Here is a 22,230-nt window from a genome sequence, read left to right as displayed (position 1 = left end):
GCCACAGCAAACTATGAGATGGAAAAATGACCAGCCAGACTAAGTCAACCGACTTAACCAAACCAACAGAAATGTTGTCCGGTGCCGCCATGGTAATTCGGGCCCTTGCCGACGAGGGTGTCGAGTACCTGTATGGCTATCCGGGCGGTGCCGTATTACACATCTACGATGCTCTGTTTCAACAAAATAAAGTAAAACATGTTTTGGTACGCCATGAGCAAGCAGCCACCCATATGGCGGACGCCTACGCCCGCGCAAGCGGCAAAGCTGGTGTCGTATTAGTCACGTCAGGCCCAGGCGCAACCAATGCAGTTACCGGCATCGCTACGGCCTACATGGACTCTATCCCTATGGTGGTGTTAACCGGCCAGGTAATGAGCCATTTAATTGGTGGTGATGCGTTTCAGGAAACTGACATGCTTGGCATCTCGCGGCCCATTTGTAAGCACAATATGTCCGTGCGCCGGCCGGAAGACATTCCGTACTTAATTAAAAAAGCATTTCATATCGCTCAAACCGGTCGTCCTGGCCCGGTGGTGCTGGACATCCCAAAAGATATGACTATGCCAAATCAGGCTTATGCTTATCATTATCCGAAAGACATAAGCTTGCGCTCTTATCAGCCAAAACAGCAGGGCCATGCCGGCCAGATTAAAAAAGCTGTAAGCGCATTATTGGCAGCGAAAAAGCCTATTTTATATGCCGGTGGCGGTGTGATTATGGGCGGTGCGTCTACTGAGTTAACCGAACTGGCACAGCTACTAAACCTGCCGGTGACCAATACGTTAATGGGATTAGGTGCTTACCCTGCCGGTGATAAGCAGTTTATTGGCATGTTGGGTATGCACGGTAGCTACGAAGCGAACCAAACCATGCACCATGCTGATGTTATCCTCGCGGTGGGTGCCCGCTTTGACGACCGCGTAACCAACAATACGAAGAAATTCTGCCCGGATGCCACCATTATCCATATCGATATCGACCCGGCCAGTATCAGTAAAACCGTGAATGCGCATATTCCGATTGTTGGTCTGGTGCAACCGGTGTTGCGCGACATGCTGGCGATACTTAAACAGAAAAAGAAAAAACTGGATAGCGCGGCATTAGCACAATGGTGGCAACAAATTGAGCAGTGGCGCACGGTACATGGCGGTCGCTATGACACAGCAGCACCTCTACTAAAACCACAATATGTTATTGAGCAAGTTAGCAAAATTACCAATGGCGACGCCTATGTTTGCAGCGATGTTGGCCAGCACCAAATGTTTGCCGCGCAATATTATCCATTTAACAAACCCAACCGCTGGATCAACTCAGGTGGTTTAGGCACCATGGGTTTTGGTTTGCCTGCCGCAATGGGCGTAAAACTGAATTACCCCGATGCCGACGTGGTTTGTGTGACCGGCGAAGGCTCTATTCAAATGAATATTCAGGAGCTGTCTACCTGTAAGCAATACGGCTTAGGTGTAAAGATCATCAATCTTAACAACGGTTATCTGGGCATGGTTAAACAATGGCAGGATATGAACTATGAATCCCGCTATGCCAGTTCCTACATGGACTCCCTGCCCGACTTTGTCAAACTGGCAGAAGCCTATGGCCATGTTGGCATTCGTGTTACCACACCGGAAGAGCTGCAACCTGCGCTGGAACGAGCCTTTGCGTTAAAAGACCAACTGGTGTTTTTAGATATTCATATCGACCCGAAAGAGCACGTTTACCCGATGCAGGTGCCTGGCGGCGCGATGAATGACATGTTCTTAAGCAAAACAGAGAGGACTTAACATGCGGCATATTATTTCTGTTCTGCTGGAAAACGAATCTGGCGCTTTAGCACGTTTAGTTGGCTTATTTGCTCAGCGCGGCTACAACATTGATTCACTTAATGTTGCCCCCACAGATGACCCCACATTGTCCCGGTTGACGTTAGTTACCCATGGCAATGATCAGGTCATCGAACAAATTAGCAAGCAACTGCATAAGCTGATTGAAGTGGTCAAAGTATCTGATATTAGCGAAGCGGCGCACATAGAGCGTGAGCTCATGCTGGTCAAGGTAAAAGCCAGCGCGAGCCAACGCGAAGAAGTAAAACGCTGTGCTGATATTTTCCGTGGCCAAATTATCGATGTAACCCCTGCCACCTACACCATTCAATTGGTAGGCACTAGCGATAAACTGGATGCGTTTATACAAGCACTGGGAGCAACGCCCATTCTTGAAGTCGTTCGCAGCGGCGCTTCGGGTATTGCCCGCGGTGAAAAAACCTTAACATTGTAACCGTAAATAGTGCGGGCTGGCTTGCGCTGCCAGCCTACGCTATGCTGTTCGGAAGCTCGACTTACGGACAAGCCAATGCACTCAGCATTAATCTACCTATTACTCTCTCCCCTCATGCTGTTTTTCAGCTTTACGTCTTTAGCACAACAGAAGCAAGAAGTGCTGCTGCTAACCTACCATTTGAAAGCACCTTACATCGTCGACCTTGGTGAGCAAAAAGGTCTCTATTTCGACCTGGCGAATTATATGAACCAGCATAGTGAAAATTATTATTTTAAAACCGAGTTTATGCCCCGCAAAAGAATAAACGCCATACTTCAACGTCCTTTCCCCCATGTTGTGATAGGTGTTCAGCCAGTTTGGTTTAAACAATTTGCAGACAAAGTCAGTTTTACGTCAGCGATTTTGCAAGAAGACGATGTGTTTATTTCCTTAAAAACCAACCCGGTGACAAATGATGATTTAGAAAACCTAAAGGGGAAAACATTCATTGGTGTGCAAGGTTATCGTTACGTCATGTTAGAAGCAGCGGAGCAACAAGGCGTATTAACCCGGGTAGATACATTGCAAGAAGATAATGTGCTAGACATGTTAAGACTTGGCCGCGGCGATTTCACCATCACCAGTTTATCTACCTTGCGCTATAAATTTAGTCATGGCGAAGACGAGAACACCTACTTTATTGCCAAACTCCCGCATGAGCACGTTAAACGACGTTTAATGTATAGTACCAGTGATAAAAAACTCGGCAAGGAGCTCAGCCTTATCGTAGCAATAATGCAAAAAGATGCTGCGTGGTTTGAGGTCATGAACCAATACAATTTGGATAAATCGTTTATACCCGCCAATTAATACTCTGTAACGTGATCATTACTGTCCACTTCACAATCTTCGAATTGCATATTCACTGTTGGCTTAAACGCAGTCGCATGTTAACTTTAATTAACATTTGGCATTGGACAAGAAAAAATAATGATAACAAATAGTATTTTTAGCATTTATCTTTCGCTGCTCACTACAACCTCCCCGGCAGCTGTGCTGGTGCCAATACTTGATGTTTATCCACGTTGTGATTATAGCGTTAAACAACATATTACAACCGTCAGTAGAGCGGGCAGCAGCGAGCAAGATGCGAACAGCAAAAGCGCTGACGTGCTGCAAGACGCTTTGTTACAGCTTCAACAACAAGCGTCAGGTAAGGGTGATGCCATCATCTTGACTAAAGTTATTGGGCAGTTATCCAAAGACAGAATATTTTTCAGCAACGAAAAAGCAGAAACAGAGATTATTTACCGCCTTGGAGCAGACGTTATTTCGCTATGCACCGAAGACAACTCTAAGCCATTTATAGCCACGCCATTCGATACCAAAGGCATGCGGCAGGTTGATAGAAACGCAGAAAATGACACCACAATAAAGATGGTTATCAATACCACTATTTCCGCCACGTCAAAGCAACAAGCTGAGATCGACGATGCCTCTATCAGTTTAAATACCGGCTTTCATGGTGCAACCCTTGGTAGCAGCCGCCAACAACTCGAAGACATTTTTGGACCAGCCGAGAGCTTTTTCCAGTATGAAGACGATTATTTTATGCTGGCCTATGGCAATCAACTCTGGTTAACTTTTGCAAATAATCAGTTGGTACAGGCCAAGCATACGTCGGAAAACTTTACCTATGACCTCACCAGTCAACTGCTAGCTGACCGCCATCCGAAATTAGCGGACTGGCAACTAGATAATCTTTTTAGCAAGCGCAGCCTATTACCTGAACTTAAGGCGCATTACACCACAGCGTTAAGCCAGCTAACGGCCACAGAATATTTATTACAGCAACAGCAAGCTGTTATTCGACTAATATTTAGCGAGTATCTGGATATTGAATCTTCCCAGCAACAGATAAAATTGACCGACATCAGCCTTGAGCATGCTGAATTACCACCATTACCTGCATTACAATTACCGACACTAAAAGACATTAGCACTGAAGCTACACAACCGGCCATGGCACCGTTGCAAAAAGCCAACTGGGAACAAATGCTGAATAATTTACCGGCAACAAACTACAGCACCACTAAAGAGCAAAAACGATTACAGCTGTATCGGCCTGAACTCGCTGCGGTATATGCTGAAACAGGGCTTAGCGAAGTACAGTTTTCGCTTCTTACACAAAATTCCGGCTTAACTCAACTACAGCAATTGCTGACACTGTTTTCATTACCTACAACCAGGCAGCAGTTTATTACCCAACATCCTGATGCTTTTGAAACTAACGGTAGACTTGTTGTTTATCATGACATGCTTGAAATAAACGCGACTTTTACTGATAACGACAAAATCGACAGCTTTATAGTGAAATGGTTTTAAGCGCTATGCTGACAAAAACAGCGTATAAACCAAAAAAAACAGCGCAAAACCCGATAAGTACGCTAAGCCAACCCAGCTGAGCAGTTTAAGCCGCCAGTTTAGCACTATGGCGCCATCGCCACGCATCAGGCTGTAATTAAGCCAGGCAAACACTGGCGTGGTTAAAAATGCCAGCGTCATCGCAAAGGTTAGCATGGGTGCCAGCGCAGCTTTAAAAAACAAAATAAGCGCCATACCACAGCCTGCTTGCGCTAATAGCCAAAAATTTAATGCTGCTTTGTGTTTAATCAAGCCTAACTGCTCAAATGAAGCGTGTAACGTTCTGGCATAGCCGTCCAGCACCGTGATGGTGGTGCCAAACATACATAAAAAAGCGATTAAGGCGACTAACGGTTCAGACCAAGCGCCAATAGTACTGGCGTACATTTGCATGAGTTGCTGGGCAAACGCACTGCCAGCCAACGCTATGGGTTGTTCACTACCGTATTGCACTAAAGCACCCAAAGACAAAAACACCAACGCTAAGGCGGCGGTAAGCCAATAACCGAGATTAAAATCGAACAAGCCCTGAGCACGGGTTATGTGAGTATGTCGCTGTTTGGCTTTTAGCCACAAGGAACTAATAGCCGATATTTCTATCGGCGCGGGCATCCAGCCCATTAATGCGACCAAAAAGCCCAATCCGGCCAGCGTCCAGGGCGAAGGGCCAACATAGTCAGCCGGAGCCTGCACGCCGTTTTGCCAGGCAATAACAACAGCGATAACCGTGGTGATTGTCAGCAAAACCATAATCAGTTTAGCGACATTGTCCAATGCCTTGTAGTGCCCCAGTAGCAGAATAAGCAAGCAAGCAGCCAGTATTGACCAACACAACAACATCAGTGAAATATTGCCCGGTAAGGCATACTGCAACAAACTCGCCGTAAGCAGTAACACGCCTGCGGTATTCACTACCGCTGCAATGATATTCAGCACTAAAAAGCTGTAAAAATAGCCTCGCCCCTTACGCTGATACCCCATTAGCAGGCTTTCTTTGCGCGTGAGGGTATATTCAACACCAAAGCGGAAAAATGGATACTTCAGAATATTGACCAACAAAATTAGCCACGCCAGCTGCCAGCCAAACAGCGCGCCAGCCTGAGTTGACGCCACCAAATGCGAGCCACCAATAGCCGCTGTAGCCATCAGCACACCTGGGCCTAAAGCGTGTAAGCGGCCCCGCCAGCCGCGAGTATGTTGTTGCATCGTTATTGTTCTGTATGATTATTTCTGTTTCCCAGCTTAGCCAAAGCCATCACTAATTACTATTAGTCGTGGCTTTTTTCTTCTACTGATTGGCAAGCACGGGGAATTCTTCCATACTGGCGATATTGCACCACATTACCGAGGTAAACATGAGCGAAGAGCTGCTCGATCAGGCAATGTTATTTGAAGTTGTAGAAAACCAACTGGCCGATAGCTACCCTAAGCAAGTTACTGAAACCCTGCTACGACTTCGCATGACTGGCCATAGCCGCGACGAGGCAATTGAATTGATTGCCTGTGCCTTAGCGCCGGAAATGATTGACGTGATTGAACACCAGCAGAGTTTTAATTTAGAGCGCTATGCCGCTCATCTGGCACAACTGCCAGAAACGCCCTGGCTGGGTGATGAGGCATGACCACGCCTGAAGTGCAGCATCAAACGGCACAGCAGCGTTTTGTGCTGCAACTGGATAGTGCCGAAGCCCTACTGGACTATACACTACACGGTAACAACATTGATTTTCATCATACCTTTGTGCCACCGGCCTTTCGCGGTAAAGGCCTGGCAGAACAGCTGGTACGCCATGGTTTAAATTGGGCCAAGACACAGCAGTACCAGATACACGCCAGCTGCTGGTACGTACAAAAGTTTCTGCGCTAAGCCGGATAATTATATGGTCATATCCTGCGGCCACGGATCAGACGAACGGCGACCACTACCAGAGCAAGCACCAGCAGTAGATGAATAAAGCCACCCATGGTGTACGACGACACCAGACCCAGCGCCCACAAAATAATCAGCAGTACAATGATGGTTTCTAACATAAAGTTCTACCTGTTAACGGCATATGAAGCTTAACTATGCAGTGCGGCGTTAACGTTGTATGTGCGCTGCACAACACAACAGCAGCAAAACCGTTTCACAACACAAATAATGTTGAACGTGCGATGGCGCACAGAGCTACTGCGATTATGCCGATATGCTTACTGTTTTTTACCAATGAGCATCCGCTAATGACAACCCGAAATATATATGCGTTATTCTTTCTCAGTTTGTTCAGCCTGACACTGCTAGGCTGTGGTGCCACCAGTACCCGCGAAGGCACTGGCGAATATATCGACGACACGGTAATCACTACCAAAGTTAAAGCGGCTATTTTAAATACCGCCTCGCTCAAAGTAAGTGAAATTAATGTCGAAACCTTTAAAGGCGTGGTGCAGTTAAGTGGCTTCGTTAATTCAGCAGAAGACATTAATACCGCGGTGCGCGTCGCTGGTGATGTTGCAGGGGTAACGGCAGTAAAAAATGCCATGCGGGTTAAATAATATCTGTTTCTGTTTTATGTGCGCTAACGCACAGAGTTAACAGTTTGTTCAACTATACTTTTACGCATGAGCCACACTAACAAGGAAAGGTTATGCTACAAACAGCATTAAAGCATCACGCTGCTGTAAAACACAAGCCAACGGACAATCAATTGCTTAACGCTCTATCTGTTGAAGTTCAACAACGCTTATTGCCGCATTTGGAATTAGTTCCTATGCCGCTGGGCAAGGTATTGTATGAATCGGGTGATGTATTGCGCTATGTTTATTTTCCTACCGACTGCATCGTATCCTTGCTGTATGTGATGGAAAACGGTTCCTCGGCAGAAATTTCAGTGGTCGGCTATGACGGCTTAATTGGCGTAGCCTTGTTTATGGGCGGCGAAAGTACTACCAGCCGCGCACTGGTGCAAAGCGCAGGTTTTGCTTATCGCCTGCTGGGTCAGCGCATGAAAGACGAATTTAATCGCCACGGCGAGTTACTGCACTTAATGTTGCGTTACGCCCAGGCGTTAATTACACAAATGGCACAAACCGCAGTATGCAACCGCCATCACAGCATTGAGCAACAATTGTGTCGATGGTTATTGCTGTCATTAGACCGGTTAAAAGGCAACCATCTGGTGATGACACAAGAGCTTATCGCGAACATGCTTGGCGTGCGCCGCGAAGGCGTAACCGAAGCGGCAGGTCGTCTGCATAAGCAAGGCGTAATTGACTACAGCCGTGGCCATATTACCGTAACCAACCGGGGAAAACTGGAAGCGCTTAGCTGCGAATGCTATGCCGTTGTAAAAGCTGAAACAGACCGCTTACTGCCAAATGACCATAACAAAGCCACTCTTTCCAATACGGCAGTAACCAATTAGCACTGGCAGGTTTTCTTTAAGTATTTTGCCCTCGCGTTAACTATGTACGACAACGCACCGACAGCGCATTAAGCCAGCGCTAAGCTACTTTGCCTCTCTCAACGCAATTCGCTACAGGTTATTATGCCTTTATTTATTCGAACCGTCAGCCTAACGGTGTGGAGGTCTGTCTGCACAGTTTTTGCTTATCCGTTCTTCGTGCTGCGCACATACAACATGCTGTGGTTTTCTGCCGAACTGTGGCAGCAAACCACGCCGATACGCGCCGAGCTATTTAGCGTTGAACGCCTGGAGCAGCACGCCCACAGTTTGGCTGCAGCACAGCCCGTTGACAGCAACAAGGGTGTTTTACCACAGCTACGCCAATACTGCCGCCCGGCATTACAACAACGGCTTACCGCGAACGCCAATATTCTGCTAGCCGCATATCATGTTAGTGCGGCTGAACTGCAGAAAGGTCATAGCATTGTGCCAGCGGCAGAATGGCTACTCGACAACTACCATATTGTTGAGCAACAAATCCGTGAAATTCGTGACGATCTACCGCCGGGGTATTACCGGCAACTGCCCAAACTGGCCAACGGCCCTTTTCGCGGCTACCCACGGGTATTAGGTATTGCCTGGGCATTTATTGCTCATACCGACAGCCATTTTGACCCGGCTGTTTTGACACGCTTTTTAACGGCTTATCAGCAAGTACAAGCACTAAGCATTGGTGAACTTTGGGCCATAGCCATTACGCTGCGCATTGTATTAATTGAAAACCTACGCCGATTAACCGATCAAATTAGCCTTGGTTTGCAACAACGCGCTGCGGCCGACGCCCTCGCTGATGCCTTAATTGCCGGTGTACAGTGGCAAGACGAAGTTCGAAAATACGACATCCCGCTTAATGATAACTTTGCCGCCCAACTGGCCAAGCGGCTGCGAGATCAAGATCCCAGTGTCACCCCGGCTTTGCATTGGCTTAGCCAACAACTCAGCCAGCGTGAAGACAGTATCGATGATGTGGTATTTCGCGCCCAGCAACGACTCGGGGCGTCCAATGTCAGCGTGCGAAATGTTATTACCAGCATGCGCCGTATCTCCGCTATCGACTGGGCTGACTTGTTTGAAAGCGTAAGTCTGGTGGATCAACAACTGGTTGCGGGCAGTCGCTTTGCAGAAATGGACTTTGCCAGCCGTAATCTGTATCGCAACGCCATCGAACAACTGGCTCGTAGTGCAAAATGCACAGAACAACAGGTTACCGCCACCGTGTTACACAATGCCAGCATTGCCGCCGCGCACTGCGAAGACCCGGTACAGCAAGCACGGCAAGCAGACTGCGGCTACTATTTACTTGGCAACGGCAAAGCCGCATTAGCACGCCAGTTAAACATTAAACGCAACATTAAATTTTGGTTACGCTTCGCCATTGCCAAAGGCGGTGTGGCAGCATATTTGTCCGTGTTTTCGCTGCTTAGCATCCTATTGTTACTGTTCGTTGGTGAGTTACTTGGCACAACGGGCCTGCAATGGTTTTGGCTCGTGCTGGTTGCGGCCATTCCACTTAGTGAATTGGCCAGCGCCTTACTACAAAATATCACTAGCCGTTACAGCAGTGCTAAACTGCTACCGGCACTGGCGCTGTCAGAGGGCATACCGTCAGCACTGCGTACGCTGCTTGTAGTACCCACGTTAATTACCAGCAGCGCAGATCTACGCCAACAACTGCAGCGGTTAGAAGAACATTATCTGGCAGCTGGCGTTGGCGATATTAGCTTTGCCCTGCTGACAGATTTTACTGACGCGCCAACGCAACACCTGTCAACCGACCATGCCCTGGTGCAACAAGCAATAACGGGTATGGTCACGTTAAACCAGCGTTATGGTATAGGCCTTGCCGGGCCACGGTTTCTATTACTGCACCGCACACGTGAATATAACCCCAGTGAAAACACCTGGATGGGCCACGAGCGTAAACGCGGCAAGTTGGTCGCCTTAAACCTACTATTGCGAGGTACTGGCGAAAACCTGTTTTGTGGCAGCAGCGCAGAATATCCACAGCTGTCTAACCTGGTGCCAGCAGATGTGCGTTACGTCATTACACTGGATGCCGATACCCGCTTGCCGCGTAATGCGGCCATTAAACTGGTGGGGAAAATGGCACACCCGCTGAATCAGCCACAGTTTTGTCCCCTGCAGCAACGGGTAATTGCTGGCTACGGTGTGTTACAGCCCAGGGTAACTCCAGCGCTGGCATTAACCGGCCAGAGCTCGCGTTATTTGCGCTTAAGTTCTGGCCCAGCGGGCATTGACCCCTACGCCAGCGCGGTATCAGATTTATATCAGGATTTATTTACTGAAGGCTCTTTTACCGGCAAAGGCATTTATGACGTCGATGCCTTTAGTGCCGCCCTGCACCGCCGCGTACCTGACAACAGCATGTTAAGCCATGACCTGTTTGAAGGCATATTTGCCCGGGCCGGTTTGGTGTCAGATGTCGAAGTAGTGGAAGACTTCCCCACCCGCTATGATGTCGCGGTAAAACGGCAACATCGCTGGACCCGTGGCGATTGGCAATTACTGCCCTGGTTGGGCCGGGCTATATTTGCTTCAACGTCGAGCATAAAAGCCCATATCCCGCTTCTGGGGCGTTGGAAAATGCTCGACAATCTGCGCCGCTCATTATTGAGCCCCGCCGGCTTTGTTGCGCTGCTGCTGGCACTTTTACTGCCAATGCCTGTCTCGATTAACGCCACGTTAGTGGTGTTGGCTATACTGCTACTCCCTACCATACTCACCCGCCGCTTTACGCTACTACCCCGCCATAGCATCCTGCAAAATGGCGGCGCTATTCAGCTTCGCAGCCTGTATGGCAATCTACTAACCGACTTAGCTCAAACGCTGACGCAAAGCATGCTAAATATTGTGTTACTTGCCGATCAAGCCTGGCGAATGAGCCATGCCGTTGGCATTACGCTGTGGCGGTTGCAATTTAGCCGTCAACATCTGCTGCAATGGGTTACCGCCGCGCAAAATGGCGCTCAGCAACGGCTTACGCTGGCTGGCTACTATCGCCAAATGACACCGGGGGTGTTATTGGCCTGGTTAAGTGGCGGTATGGTGGTGTGGTGGGCGCCACATAATGTTGTGTTGTTGATGCCATTTCTAACGCTGTGGAGCCTTGCTCCCGCGCTGATGTATTGGCTTAGCCTGCCAACAAACCAGCAGAAAACGCTACCGCTGTCAGTCGATGAGGCGAATAACCTGCGTTTAGTAGCACGTCGTACCTGGCGATTTTTCGAACGCTTCGTCACTGCTGAAGATAATTGGTTACCACCAGATAACTTTCAGCAACTCCCCGAGCCCGTTATTGCTCACCGTACTTCACCAACAAATATTGGCATGTACTTGTTGTCGATAATTACCGCGCGTGATTTTGGCTGGCTTGGCACCACCGCCAGCGCAGAAAAACTGGAACACACCTTTGCTACCTTGCAGCAGCTAAGTTTGTTTAAGGGACACTTTTTTAACTGGTATGACACCCAGAGCCTGCAACCGTTAGCCCCGGCCTATATTTCTTCGGTCGACAGCGGCAATTTAGCCGGGCATTTGTTGGCGCTGGCGAATAGTTTGGAAGACTGGCAGCAAGATTTATCAGCACCGCTGGCGCTGCAAGGACTATCGGATACCCTGGCATTAGCCCAACTTAGTCTGCAAGATGGTGATCACGAAGTAGCGTATTACTCCCCGTTACACCGTACATTGCAGCAGCTAGCACACTTACTCTCTACGCCCGTTAACCTTGCCGCGCGACATAATACCTTATTGGCGCTAGCCAGCAGCGCGCTAACGCTATACTCCGAGCAAACCACAGATGTTCACGCAGAGGAGGCCAGCAGCAATACTAACCCTAACCTGCAGTTTTATTTACAAGCTTTCGTGCAGACACTTAATCAGCATCATCAGGATTATCAGGCTTATGAAGGTGAGCAGCGCCGCTTAAGACAGCGCTTAGCGGCGTTGGCAACACAAAGCCGTGACATGGCAATGCAAATGAATTTTGCCTTTTTAGTGAATACCGAGCGTAATTTGCTCTCGATTGGTTATGCGGTCCCCGATAATCAACTCGACAGTAGCTGCTATGATTTACTTGCCTCCGAGGCACGCCTCGCTAGCTTATTTGCCATTGCAAAGGGCGATATCGACAGTAAACATTGGTTCCGGCTCGGTCGAAGCGCTACGCCACTGGGTGCAGGCGCAGCGCTGTTATCCTGGTCTGGTTCTATGTTTGAATACCTTATGCCCTCACTGGTAATGCGTGCTGCTGTGGGCAGTTTGCTGGAGCAAAGCAACAGGCTTATTGTGGCGCGGCAAATTAGCTATGCCAGGCAACACCATATCCCCTGGGGTATATCTGAATCTGCCTACAATGCCCGTGATTTGCACCTAACTTATCAGTATTCTAATTTTGGCGTGCCAGGCTTGGGGTTAAAGCGCGGGCTGGCGCAAAATCTGGTGATTGCCCCTTACGCCACTGCATTAGCCAGTATGGTGGATGCACCCGCTGCATGCGACAACTTTGCCAGGCTGGAAAAAATGGGCGCCCTTGCTGACTATGGTTTCTTTGAAGCTATTGATTATACCCCCACACGCTTACCTGATCTTGAAAAGCCGGTATTGGTGCAAAGTTTTATGGCACATCATCAAGGCATGACCTTAATTGCCATATTGAACACACTACAGCAGGGTGTGATGCGAAGCCGGTTCCATCGCGAACCCATGATCAGCGCCTGCGATCTGTTGCTGCAAGAGCGCGTACCACGCGACGTGTTGAACATTCACCCCAAAGCCGAGGCGGTAACCATTGCTGCAGGCATCAGCAGTGAGTCGCTCACCGAGCGCCGGTTAGACCCAACAGCCCCAGGCTCACCTCACACCCATCTGCTGAGCAATGGCAATTATAGCGTAATGCTAAGTGCGGCAGGCAGTGGCTACAGCCATTGGCGTGGCATTGCCATAACGCGCTGGCACGCCGACAGCAGCCTGGACAACTGCGGCAGCTACATTTTGTTGCGCCAGCGTAGTAACGCGCTGGCGTGGGCCGCCAGCCTACAGCCTTTTCCGACAAACAACGCCCCCGCCCAGCATAAACATGTGGCCACCTTTAGCGAAGACAGTGCTGAATTTAGCGTGCAACAGCCCAATATTAGCGCCAAGCTCACCGTTGTGGTGTCGTCCGAGCACAATGGTGAAGTACGCTGCATTAGCTTGTGTAATCACAGCCAACAAGAACAGCAGCTGGAACTTACCTCCTACGCCGAACTGGTGCTTAGCAGCGCCGCCAGCGACAACGCGCATCCGGCATTTTCTAAGTTATTTGTCCAAACGGAGTTTGTCAGCGAATATGGCGCTATTATTGCGACGCGTCGGCCAAGAACCGCCCAGGAACAGCCAATCTGGCTGGGGCATTTTGTCGTGCTTGAAGGCTCCAGCAGCGCCCCATTGCAATACGAAACAGACCGGGCAAAGTTTTATGGCAAGGGCACCAGCCTGCAACACGCAGATGCCATGCAACACAACCAACCATTAAGCAACAGTAGCGGTACGGTACTTGACCCCATTCTCAGTTTGCGCCCTTCGGTAACGCTGGCGCCTGGCAAACAACTGAAAGTCGCTTTTTGGACCTTGGTTGCCCGCTCTCGTGACGAACTGCTGCAACTGATCAGCCAACATAACGAATACAGTGCTTTTGAACGCGCCGCAACCCTGGCCTGGACACTGGCCCAGGTGCAATTGCGTCATCTGGGTATCACCGTGGCTGAAGCCGCGCTGTTCCAGCGCCTAACTGCGCCATTGCTTTACCACGACAGTCATTTTCGGGCACCGCCTGCGGCTATAAGCCGTGGTGCAGGCCCACAGTCAGGCATCTGGCAACATGGCATATCGGGTGATTTGCCCATCGTATTACTGCACATTGACGATGCAGAAGACTTGGATACCGTGCGCCAGTTGTTGCGTGCACACGAGTATTGGCGTTTGAAACGGCTACCCATTGATCTGGTGATAATTAATGAGCGCGCTAATTCTTATATTCAAGATTTACAATCGGCGATAGAGGCGTTAGTACGCAGCAGCCAAAGTCGGCCAACAGCGATGCCGCTGGAAAATGTACCGCAGCTTGCCAATGGCAATGTCTATACATTACGCGGCGACTTAATGAACGTGAGCAGCAGGGCCTTACTGGCGTCCATCGCCCGGGTAGTATTGTATGCACGGCGTGGCACTTTACAGCGCCAACTGCAGCGCTTCGCTGCCGCACCAACCCTGCAGCCTGCCGCGCCGGTTAAAACACTACCAACGCCCGCCAATCCGCAGGGCAACATATATAGCCGTGCGACCGCTGACTACCTGAGTACAGATTTAGAGTTTTTTAATGGTTTAGGCGGCTTTGCCAGTAATGGCCGCGAATACGTTATCTTGCTGCATAATTACCAACGCACGCCTATGCCTTGGCTAAATGTGATTGCCAATGCCCAGTTTGGTTTTCAGGTGTCGGCTAGTGGCAGTGGTTATTGCTGGGCCGAAAGTAGCCGCGAAAACCAGTTAACGCCCTGGTCAAATGATCCGGTTATCGACCCCAGTGGTGAAGCCCTTTATGTGCAAGATGAAATAAGTGGCGAGCTGTTTACGGCTTCCAGCTCGCCGATTAACGACGGTGGCCACCGTCGTGCCTGCCATGGCTTTGGCTACAGCCGTTTTCAACATCAGGCCAGTGGGATCAGGCTTAGCTTGCTGCAATACGTCCCGCTGGACCATCCAATAAAGATTTCCCGTCTAACGTTACACAACACCGGCACAACACAGCGAAAACTGCAGGTTACCGCCTACGCAGAATGGGTGCTGGGCCGCGATCGCGCCGCCAGTGCGCCGTACTTAATTAGTGAGTTTGATCATGACAACAAGGTGTTGCTGGCACAAAACCCCTGGCAGACCGCGTTTGCCGGCAGAGTCGCCTTCGCCGCGCTGGGCAGTAGCACGCCACTGTCTGGCTGGACTGCCGATCGCGCCGAGTTTATTGGTCGTAACCAAAGCAATAGTCGGCCACAAGCACTGATTCAGCAACTCGCACTTAGCGGTAGCAGTGGTGCCGCGCTGGACCCCTGCGCGGTATTGCAGCACAGCGTTAACCTGGCACCCGGCGAACAAATAGAACTGGTGTTTTTTCTTGGCCAAACGGCCGACAAAGCCAGCGCTCTGGCGCTGGTACAGCATTATAGACAAGCAGATTTAACCGCCGTATTGACACAAGTGCACCAACACTGGCAACAATTACTGCAGGCAGTACAGGTTAAAACGCCCGATCGCGCCATGGATATTATGCTTAACGGCTGGTTATTGTATCAAACCATTGCCTGTCGCATTTATGCCCGCGCCGCATTCTATCAAGCCAGTGGCGCCTATGGCTTTCGCGACCAACTGCAAGATACGATGGCCCTAAGCTTTTGCACACCAGAACTTACCCGGGCGCACTTATTGCGCGCGGCACAACGTCAATTCGCTGAGGGTGACGTACAGCACTGGTGGCTACCGCATAGCGGCCAGGGCGTACGCAGCCGTATTTCTGATGACAGAGTCTGGTTAGCTTTTGCCTGTGCCCGCTATATTGCTACCTCAGGTGATATCGACGTGTTAGATAACAAGATCCCGTTTTTGCAAGGCCCACCGCTGGGGCCACACCAGCATGATGCCTTTTTTCAACCCATGCCAACCGACGCCACCGCGCCACTGTTTGAGCATTGTGCCCGCGGCCTTGATCAAGCCATTGTCCTTAGCAGCAATCGCGGTTTACCGCTTATCGGCAGTGGTGACTGGAACGACGGTATGGACCAGGTGGGCAACGAGGGTAAAGGCGAAAGCATTTGGCTGGGCTGGCTGCTGCACTTCACATTACGCCAGTTTATGCCGCTAGCCACGGCGCGCAACGACCCGCGCGCGGTTGTATGGCAAGACCACAGCACCAAATTGCTCAATGCGCTGGAACAGTATGGTTGGGATGATAACTGGTATAAACGTGCTACTTTTGACGACGGGAGCTGGCTGGGCAGCCAGCATAGCGAAGAGTGTAAGATAGATTCGATTGCACAATCCTGGGCCGTGCTATCAGAGGCAGCAGAACCCGCACGCGCACAACAAGCTATGGCGGCTGTAGAACAACAGCTGGTAAAACAGCAGCAACAGTTATTATTGCTGTTTACCCCGCCATTTGACCAAACTTCACGCAACCCTGGCTACATTAAAGGTTACCCACCAGGATTAAGAGAAAACGGCGGCCAGTACAGCCATGCGGCTATGTGGGTTGTCATGGCGTTTGCCAAACTGGGGCAAGCTGCTACCGCCCATCAACTGTTTAGCATGTTAAATCCGCTAAATCATGCGCTTACACCAGCAGACGTTAACCGCTATCAAGTTGAACCCTATGTTGTCGCGGCGGATATCTATTCAGTGGCACCGCATATTGGCCGTGGTGGCTGGAGCTGGTACACCGGTGCTGCAGGCTGGATGTATCGTACCGGCATTGAAAGCCTGCTTGGCTTAACCCGTCATGGCAACCATATTCGCCTGGCACCTTGTTTACCCGCAGATTGGCCTGGTTTTAGCGCTACCGTTAATATTGGCAGCAGCCGTTATACAATACATATTAGCCAGCAGAGTACGCTTACTTCTACACAAGCGGTATTAACACTGGATGACAATGTGGTTAAAGCCGGTTCAGCAATATTTGTTAGCACAACCTGCATTATATTGGCGCTGGATAACAACAGCCACACGCTAAGCTGGCGCATGCAAGTTAGCAATTAATGCGTGCCGTAGCGCACAGAACGCCAGTATGGCGGGGCGTATAATCAGCTTTCAAGGCGGCACAGCACCTGTCTTGTGCCAATTTGGCAACGCCCGTGCTAAAGGCCTCCGCCATGTCGGCATTACCCTATGCGCCGATCACTAATCATTTGGTTAATTTGCTCTCAGAGCAAGAACGAATATTGCTATTGCAACATTGTGAAGTTGTCGAGTTGGAATTTGGTAGTGTGTTGTGCGAAAGCCAGCAGCACTACCGCTACTTATATTTCCCGCTTAGTGGCTTTATTTCACTGGTAACGAAAGTGACCGGGCATAAACCCTTAGAGATGGGGTTAATTGGTAATGAAGGTATGCTGGGCGTTACGCTGGCACTGGGGATTACTACAGCGCCTATGCAGGCGGTAGTGCAAGGCGCTGGCACTGCCTGGCGTATTAACCTTGCCACCTTGCAGCAATTGCTGTTGCAGTGTCCACAATTACAGCATTTATTACAGCAGTACTTATTTGTACTGTTGTCGCAATTATCACAAAATGCTGCCTGTGCGCATTTTCATGAGCTGGATTCACGCCTGGCACGCTGGTTATTAATGAGCTATGACCGGGCACATAGCCACAGTTTTCACCTAACACACCAGTTTTTGGCCGATATGCTTGGCGTGCGACGCAGTGGTGTAACCGTTGCCGCCGGCATTATGCAGCAGCAACAACTGATTAGTTACAGTAGAGGGATGATAAGTATTTTAAACCGTGATGCGCTGCAGCATGCGGCATGCGAATGTTATCAGGCAGGGCAAGATGACTACCGGCGACTACTCGGCGAACCCACCGCAGATAACATGCAACGGCGGTCAGCTAAGCAAGGAACGCCATAGCTCGCGAATGCTGTGCTGAAATACGCTTTGCCACAACACTGAAGTATACGGGGTATGCCCAGTGCTATGCTGAGCAATATCTGCCTCACTGCCATCATGTTTACGCAGCCATAACCCGATAAAGGCCCCGCTTACCGTTGCCAGTACCAGCACCGTTGGTGACGTTAGCCTGGCGCGCAGTGCCGCATTTACCAAAGCGGTTTGTGCCATCAACTGCTCACGCTGCTGGGGTAATTGCTGTTGTAACTGGTCGATACGAAGATTGAGATTGGACATACTATTCACCTGCTGCTGCAACAGCAGACTTCAGGCTTTGCATCGTTGCCGGAAAGCGCAATAAGCGGCTGTAATAACGACAGCGCCGCAGCACCGCCCATAACCCTAGCAACAAGGCTACCATCACCACTCGCAGTGCCTGAGATGCTGAAAAACCACAATACAGTGCGAATAAATGAACTTGTACCAATACCGCAAACCACAGGCTCAGCGCCAGCAAGCCTGCCAGTAGGCCAAACACCAATAGCGCCACCATACTAATGGCTACCCGTTCGCCCTCAAGGGTAAACAGTTGCAATTGATTGTATGCCAACACTCTGGCCTGCTTCCACCATTCAACGGCGGCAGCACTGATATCAGTTGATGCAGAAACACCCGCCGAAGCGGGTGCCTTTGTTGTATCAGCCGGCATTACTGCTACCCGAGCGACGGCTAAGCCATAAACTGAACAAGGCGCCGCCTGCCAGTGCAATGCCCAACGACATCAACGGGTGGCTACGCACCTGTGCACGCGTCCCCTCAGTGAGTTGGTGCTGCAACTGGTGCAGTTGCGTACTTTTTGTCGCCAACGCATCGGCGGCATGGGTTGCACCATTTGCCATTTTATCCACCGTATTGTGTGCCCTGGTGGTCATCTGTTTGATGGCCGGTGACGCCGCATCAGCAGCGCTGTCAATCGCCCGGTGCATACTGCCTGATGCGGAATCGACACCACGACTAAAGGTGTTGTGGGTGTTGTTGGTACTGTTTGTATCTAGTGGCTTATCCATAAAAACTCCGCTCTGGTGCAACAACGGCAACATTGTCGCTGTCAAGACACCAGTATGCGCTGATGTAAACGCCGGCTCAGTGCGCCAGCGCGCTTAGCGGACACATTTTGTTTACTCATCAAGGTTGGCAATAACCACTTCTACCCTGCGGTTTTGCTGACGGCCATCCGCTAAAAGATTACTGACCAGCGGGCTGGTTTCGCCTTTACCAGCAACGCTCAACCGGCTACTTGCAATGCCTTGTGCCATCAAAAAGGTTTTAACGCTATCAGCACGGCGCTGTGATAACAGTATATTCGCCGCCTCAGAGCCGACATTGTCGGTATGACCTTCTATTTGCGCGGTACGCAACGGATAAGCATTTAAAAACAATGCTAATTTATCAAGATGAATGCTACTGCTGTTTTTCAAACTAGCCTGGCCGGTGTCAAACAACACATCCCCTAAGGTCACAACTAATCCGCGATCTGTAGGTCGTGCATTCAGTTCGGCTATTTTTTCCCTTAACGCGGTTGCCGTTTCGGCCGCAGCATCGGCTTGGCGCTGAGCGGACACCGCGGCAAAGACAGCGGCATTTTCTCTACCTGCTGCCGCACTTTCGGCCTCACGCGCTTTAGTGGCTTCAGCTCTGGCATTACTGGCCTGCGTGCGGGAAAACTCGGCGTCACTGCGTGCATCATTAGCATCAGCTCGCGCATTGGCGGCCTCACGCGTCCGTGCATCTAGCCTTACCGCATCACGTTGCTGGCTTAATCCACTTCGCTCTAACTCCAACTGCCGGGTTTGCGCCTCTGTGCTGGCCATCGTCACTTTTCGCTCTGCCATAATGACTCTATGGTTGGCCAGCAGGGTATTTTTTTCTGGCTTTTCTGCTGCAATAACAGCAAGTTCCGCGTCTTTTATCGCCAATGGTGCCAACACCGCCAGTTGCCTATTGCTTTGCAACGTAGTCAGTTGTTGGCGAACATTTGCTGCCCCCTCGGGCCTGCTGGGTGCGGTTGCGCAGCCCGCCAGAAACAGGCTAACGACACTTAAGCTCAACACGGTTTTAGCATAATGTTTAATGGCGTTCATAGGGTGCCTCCGGATAGGTTTCGCTGAGCTTCTTGCTGCACCGCATCAATGCTTTGCTGCATATCTTTATTAACTGCCTGGGCTTTAAGCAAGTCTGCCTGAGCTATGGCCAACTCAGCGCTAAGCTGGGCTTGCAGTGCAAGCCGCTGTGCCTGCGGCAGGTTGTCTGCCAGTACCGCATTGCGCGCCGCCGTCAACTCAGTACGCGCAGTATTTAACTCAGTACTGGTGTAACGAATAACCTGAGCGCGCTCAGCATTAGCAATAGCCTGCTCTGCCGACGCAATTTCTGCCAACGGCACCTTAGGTGAAGCAGAACAAGCCGCTAGCAATAAAGCCGCAAGCAAAAAACTGCTTTTGGCAGCGCTTCGGTATAACGGAAAGGAAATAAATGCAGAATTAATAGTGGATGTTTTCATCGGTGGCTCCTGATAAACCCTGGCTGCAGCAAAAGTGCACCCTGCGCTACTGTAGAGCAGGCCAACATCCTTGTCGGTGCTCTAGCGCGCATTGCAATATCAGCTGAGTTTTGAACTTTAACAGGCGCAGCCACCACCTTGTTGTTTCGCTCGGTACATTGCCGCGTCTGCATAGCTGATCAGTGTTTTTGCCGTGTCTGCATGTTCAGGGAATAACGCCACACCAATACTGGCCAGCACCGTAACATTGCCGTGCGCCAGCACATAGGGCTGCGCCAGCGCCTTGACTAACTTGTCGGTAAAAAGCCTGACGTCCTGGCTATTTTTAATATCATTTAGCAGCAGTAAAAACTCGTCGCCACCATGGCGACTCACCGCATCGCTATCACGAATGGCATCGGTTAAACGGCTACTCACCTGCTGCAGCACGCTATCGCCTGCATCATGGCCATACTGATCATTGATGGGTTTAAATTTATCTAAATCAATAAATAACAAAGCGAACTGGCTGTGCTGTCGCTTGGCTACGCTGATGGCATGTGTAATGCGATCCAACATAATGCCGCGGTTAAGTGTTTGGGTTAACACATCGCATTGGCTGTCGTGAGCCAGCTGTTGCAATTTTGTCTGCGTACACGCATTCATCGCCCCAGCCTGAAGCAATGCCACAGCTAACAACGCTTTATCCTGTTGCAACTGCTGTTGTTGCTGATACCAAATATTATGTTGCAGTAATACTTCGCAGCGCATGCGAATCATCTCTGCACTTAACGCTTCATAATTCAGCTGCAATGTTACATGGCGCAGCGCATGCAGGTTGGTATACTGAGGTTCATTCATAATATCCTCTGGCATTTTACTGTTAAGCCACAAACATCAAGTTAAATTGTTGTAACCAAAAATAACGCGAACCATTAAGCATTAATGTGCGTTACCGCACATTAATGGAAAAAAACGCTTAAAAAACAAGCTGGCTGGATTTAACACTTTTAACACCACGAATATTCTGCGCCAGTTCAATTGCCAGTGCTTGCTCTACGCCGCTATCGACAGTGCCATTTAGGGTTACGATACCCTTGTCGGTATTAACCGAAATGTCTGAGCTGGCTACACTGCTGGAATACATAAACATGGATTTTACTTTGGTGGTGATCCAGCTGTCGGCAATCAAAGTGCTCTCGTCCGCATCATCTTTGTCATCACCTTTGTGGCTGGCTTTTTTATTGCTCACAACTAATTTGTTATCTACCGAACGCACACCATCAGTATTTTTCGCCAGTTTCTCTGCTTGCTGTTTGGCTTGGATGTTAGCAACCGTGCCGCTTAACACTACCTTACCGTCTGTGGTTTTAACTTCGGTCTCCATACCCTCTGTATGCTTACTCCACAGTAGCTTCGACTTTACTACGGTGGAAATGGTGGCATCATCCACGACATCGCCATAGCCCCGGCTATCGCCACGATCAGGCTTTTTGTAATCGGCATCCACTTTAATCTTGTTGTCGACATCTTTTACGCCGTTAACACCGGCTGCAATGGCTCCTGCCAGCTCTTTATGCACATCTTCTTCAACGTTGCCGCTAAGTGTGGCTTTGCCATCCCGCACAGAAACACTAATGTCTGTGGCTCGCAAATAGGGGCTTAGCGCATAGGTTGTCCAAATTTGTGCTTCCTGACGTGCGTTCACAAGAGTCGCTCCTGGTTCTTTAGCTGACATGCTGTCATCTGCCATAACGTTACCGCTAAGTGCCAACGCGACTGCCGTTGCCAACATCCAATTTGAATTTAACTTGTTCATTCTATAATCCTTCCAAGACAGTAATCATTGCCCCAGTGCGTTAATGCCGCACCAGCAGCCTTCGGTTGGCCTTTTCGCCGTTGTATTGAT

The 22,230-nt window shown here is 49.9% G+C and carries 19 protein-coding genes; 10 read left to right on the top strand and 9 right to left on the bottom strand.

What is annotated here, in order from left to right; genetic code table 11:
• Positions 1–26 precede the first annotated feature (26 nt).
• The 4 genes from ORJ00_RS06110 (at position 27) to ORJ00_RS06095 (ending at position 4,644) form a co-directional block, all read left to right on the top strand.
• Positions 27–1,784 carry an acetolactate synthase 3 large subunit gene (locus ORJ00_RS06110; protein ID WP_306139307.1) on the top strand — a complete coding sequence of 586 codons (1,758 nt, stop codon included), beginning with the start codon at positions 27–29 and terminating at the stop codon, positions 1,782–1,784.
• 1 nt (position 1,785) lies between these two features.
• Complete coding sequence (gene ilvN / locus ORJ00_RS06105; RefSeq protein ID WP_305976497.1) at positions 1,786–2,277, top strand: acetolactate synthase small subunit; 492 nt, start codon at positions 1,786–1,788, stop codon at positions 2,275–2,277.
• Between the two features lie 75 nt (positions 2,278–2,352).
• Positions 2,353–3,129: a transporter substrate-binding domain-containing protein gene (locus ORJ00_RS06100; protein ID WP_306139306.1), complete on the top strand. Its 777-nt coding sequence runs from the start codon at positions 2,353–2,355 to the stop codon at positions 3,127–3,129.
• A gap of 120 nt (positions 3,130–3,249) precedes the next feature.
• Entirely contained in the window at positions 3,250–4,644 is a 1,395-nt protein-coding gene (locus ORJ00_RS06095; RefSeq protein ID WP_306139305.1) for a hypothetical protein, read from the top strand.
• A 3-nt stretch (positions 4,645–4,647) separates the two neighbouring features.
• Here the strand turns inward: ORJ00_RS06095 and ORJ00_RS06090 are convergent, their stop codons facing one another.
• Positions 4,648–5,889: an NRAMP family divalent metal transporter gene (locus ORJ00_RS06090; protein ID WP_306139304.1), complete on the bottom strand. Its 1,242-nt coding sequence runs from the start codon at positions 5,887–5,889 to the stop codon at positions 4,648–4,650.
• 149 nt (positions 5,890–6,038) lie between these two features.
• Between ORJ00_RS06090 and ORJ00_RS06085 the strand changes: the two genes are divergently transcribed.
• Positions 6,039–6,305: a hypothetical protein gene (locus tag ORJ00_RS06085; RefSeq protein WP_305976501.1), complete on the top strand. Its 267-nt coding sequence runs from the start codon at positions 6,039–6,041 to the stop codon at positions 6,303–6,305.
• Positions 6,302–6,550, top strand: a complete 249-nt coding sequence (locus ORJ00_RS06080; protein WP_027671432.1) for a GNAT family N-acetyltransferase — start codon at positions 6,302–6,304, stop codon at positions 6,548–6,550. The genes ORJ00_RS06085 and ORJ00_RS06080 overlap by 4 nt, the downstream gene beginning before the upstream one ends.
• Positions 6,551–6,567: 17 nt before the next feature.
• Here ORJ00_RS06080 and ORJ00_RS06075 read toward each other — a convergent pair whose 3' ends face one another.
• Positions 6,568–6,714 carry a lmo0937 family membrane protein gene (locus ORJ00_RS06075; protein WP_156885976.1) on the bottom strand — a complete coding sequence of 49 codons (147 nt, stop codon included), beginning with the start codon at positions 6,712–6,714 and terminating at the stop codon, positions 6,568–6,570.
• Between the two features lie 189 nt (positions 6,715–6,903).
• Here ORJ00_RS06075 and ORJ00_RS06070 point away from each other — a divergent pair, with 189 nt between their 5' ends.
• The 4 genes from ORJ00_RS06070 to ORJ00_RS06055 all read left to right on the top strand — a co-directional run bounded on the left by ORJ00_RS06070 (position 6,904) and on the right by ORJ00_RS06055 (position 17,803).
• Positions 6,904–7,215 carry a BON domain-containing protein gene (locus ORJ00_RS06070; protein ID WP_027671433.1) on the top strand — a complete coding sequence of 104 codons (312 nt, stop codon included), beginning with the start codon at positions 6,904–6,906 and terminating at the stop codon, positions 7,213–7,215.
• 92 nt (positions 7,216–7,307) lie between these two features.
• A complete protein-coding gene (locus ORJ00_RS06065; protein WP_306126454.1) occupies positions 7,308–8,084 on the top strand; it encodes a Crp/Fnr family transcriptional regulator in 777 nt (258 codons plus the stop codon).
• 216 nt (positions 8,085–8,300) lie between these two features.
• Positions 8,301–16,931 (top strand): glycoside hydrolase family 94 protein, encoded by an 8,631-nt coding sequence (locus ORJ00_RS06060; protein WP_306139303.1) that lies wholly within the window; start codon positions 8,301–8,303, stop codon positions 16,929–16,931.
• A gap of 113 nt (positions 16,932–17,044) precedes the next feature.
• Entirely contained in the window at positions 17,045–17,803 is a 759-nt protein-coding gene (locus ORJ00_RS06055; RefSeq protein ID WP_305976504.1) for a Crp/Fnr family transcriptional regulator, read from the top strand.
• Here ORJ00_RS06055 and ORJ00_RS06050 read toward each other — a convergent pair.
• The 7 genes from ORJ00_RS06050 to ORJ00_RS06020 all read right to left on the bottom strand — a co-directional run bounded on the left by ORJ00_RS06050 (position 17,780) and on the right by ORJ00_RS06020 (position 22,140).
• Entirely contained in the window at positions 17,780–18,079 is a 300-nt protein-coding gene (locus tag ORJ00_RS06050) for a hypothetical protein (protein WP_027671435.1), read from the bottom strand. The genes ORJ00_RS06055 and ORJ00_RS06050 overlap by 24 nt on opposite strands.
• A gap of 1 nt (position 18,080) precedes the next feature.
• Positions 18,081–18,491, bottom strand: coding sequence for a hypothetical protein (locus ORJ00_RS06045; RefSeq protein WP_306139302.1), 411 nt, complete (start codon positions 18,489–18,491; stop codon positions 18,081–18,083).
• Positions 18,481–18,849 (bottom strand): hypothetical protein, encoded by a 369-nt coding sequence (locus ORJ00_RS06040; RefSeq protein WP_306139301.1) that lies wholly within the window; start codon positions 18,847–18,849, stop codon positions 18,481–18,483. Before ORJ00_RS06040 ends, ORJ00_RS06045 begins: the two co-directional genes overlap by 11 nt.
• Before the next feature lie 111 nt (positions 18,850–18,960).
• On the bottom strand, positions 18,961–19,923 hold the full coding sequence (locus ORJ00_RS06035) for an OmpA family protein (protein ID WP_306136222.1): 963 nt from the start codon (positions 19,921–19,923) through the stop codon (positions 18,961–18,963).
• Positions 19,920–20,342 carry a DUF4398 domain-containing protein gene (locus tag ORJ00_RS06030; RefSeq protein WP_027671439.1) on the bottom strand — a complete coding sequence of 141 codons (423 nt, stop codon included), beginning with the start codon at positions 20,340–20,342 and terminating at the stop codon, positions 19,920–19,922. Before ORJ00_RS06030 ends, ORJ00_RS06035 begins: the two co-directional genes overlap by 4 nt.
• A gap of 117 nt (positions 20,343–20,459) precedes the next feature.
• Positions 20,460–21,182, bottom strand: a complete 723-nt coding sequence (locus tag ORJ00_RS06025) for a GGDEF domain-containing protein (protein ID WP_051219864.1) — start codon at positions 21,180–21,182, stop codon at positions 20,460–20,462.
• 118 nt (positions 21,183–21,300) lie between these two features.
• Positions 21,301–22,140 (bottom strand): BON domain-containing protein, encoded by an 840-nt coding sequence (locus tag ORJ00_RS06020; RefSeq protein WP_306139300.1) that lies wholly within the window; start codon positions 22,138–22,140, stop codon positions 21,301–21,303.
• Positions 22,141–22,230: the final 90 nt, after the last annotated feature.

It is taken from the genome of Rheinheimera baltica (assembly GCF_030731985.1).
In the GTDB taxonomy this organism is placed as follows: Bacteria; Pseudomonadota; Gammaproteobacteria; order Enterobacterales; family Alteromonadaceae; genus Alishewanella; species Alishewanella baltica.
The sequence above is the reverse complement of the archived record's forward strand: the minus strand, read 5'-3'. Positions and strand labels throughout refer to the sequence as shown.

Bases quoted from the DNA above. Each gene is read 5' to 3' on its own strand.
- ORJ00_RS06110 (WP_306139307.1), top strand. From the start codon at position 27: ATGACCAGCCAGACTAAGTCAACCGACTTAACCAAACCAACAGAAATG.
- ilvN (WP_305976497.1), top strand. From the start codon at position 1,786: ATGCGGCATATTATTTCTGTTCTGCTGGAAAACGAATCTGGCGCTTTA.
- ORJ00_RS06100 (WP_306139306.1), top strand. From the start codon at position 2,353: ATGCACTCAGCATTAATCTACCTATTACTCTCTCCCCTCATGCTGTTT.
- ORJ00_RS06095 (WP_306139305.1), top strand. From the start codon at position 3,250: ATGATAACAAATAGTATTTTTAGCATTTATCTTTCGCTGCTCACTACA.
- ORJ00_RS06090 (WP_306139304.1), bottom strand. From the start codon at position 5,889: ATGCAACAACATACTCGCGGCTGGCGGGGCCGCTTACACGCTTTAGGC.
- ORJ00_RS06085 (WP_305976501.1), top strand. From the start codon at position 6,039: ATGAGCGAAGAGCTGCTCGATCAGGCAATGTTATTTGAAGTTGTAGAA.
- ORJ00_RS06080 (WP_027671432.1), top strand. From the start codon at position 6,302: ATGACCACGCCTGAAGTGCAGCATCAAACGGCACAGCAGCGTTTTGTG.
- ORJ00_RS06075 (WP_156885976.1), bottom strand. From the start codon at position 6,714: ATGTTAGAAACCATCATTGTACTGCTGATTATTTTGTGGGCGCTGGGT.
- ORJ00_RS06070 (WP_027671433.1), top strand. From the start codon at position 6,904: ATGACAACCCGAAATATATATGCGTTATTCTTTCTCAGTTTGTTCAGC.
- ORJ00_RS06065 (WP_306126454.1), top strand. From the start codon at position 7,308: ATGCTACAAACAGCATTAAAGCATCACGCTGCTGTAAAACACAAGCCA.
- ORJ00_RS06060 (WP_306139303.1), top strand. From the start codon at position 8,301: ATGCTGTGGTTTTCTGCCGAACTGTGGCAGCAAACCACGCCGATACGC.
- ORJ00_RS06055 (WP_305976504.1), top strand. From the start codon at position 17,045: ATGTCGGCATTACCCTATGCGCCGATCACTAATCATTTGGTTAATTTG.
- ORJ00_RS06050 (WP_027671435.1), bottom strand. From the start codon at position 18,079: ATGTCCAATCTCAATCTTCGTATCGACCAGTTACAACAGCAATTACCC.
- ORJ00_RS06045 (WP_306139302.1), bottom strand. From the start codon at position 18,491: ATGCCGGCTGATACAACAAAGGCACCCGCTTCGGCGGGTGTTTCTGCA.
- ORJ00_RS06040 (WP_306139301.1), bottom strand. From the start codon at position 18,849: ATGGATAAGCCACTAGATACAAACAGTACCAACAACACCCACAACACC.
- ORJ00_RS06035 (WP_306136222.1), bottom strand. From the start codon at position 19,923: ATGAACGCCATTAAACATTATGCTAAAACCGTGTTGAGCTTAAGTGTC.
- ORJ00_RS06030 (WP_027671439.1), bottom strand. From the start codon at position 20,342: ATGAAAACATCCACTATTAATTCTGCATTTATTTCCTTTCCGTTATAC.
- ORJ00_RS06025 (WP_051219864.1), bottom strand. From the start codon at position 21,182: ATGAATGAACCTCAGTATACCAACCTGCATGCGCTGCGCCATGTAACA.
- ORJ00_RS06020 (WP_306139300.1), bottom strand. From the start codon at position 22,140: ATGAACAAGTTAAATTCAAATTGGATGTTGGCAACGGCAGTCGCGTTG.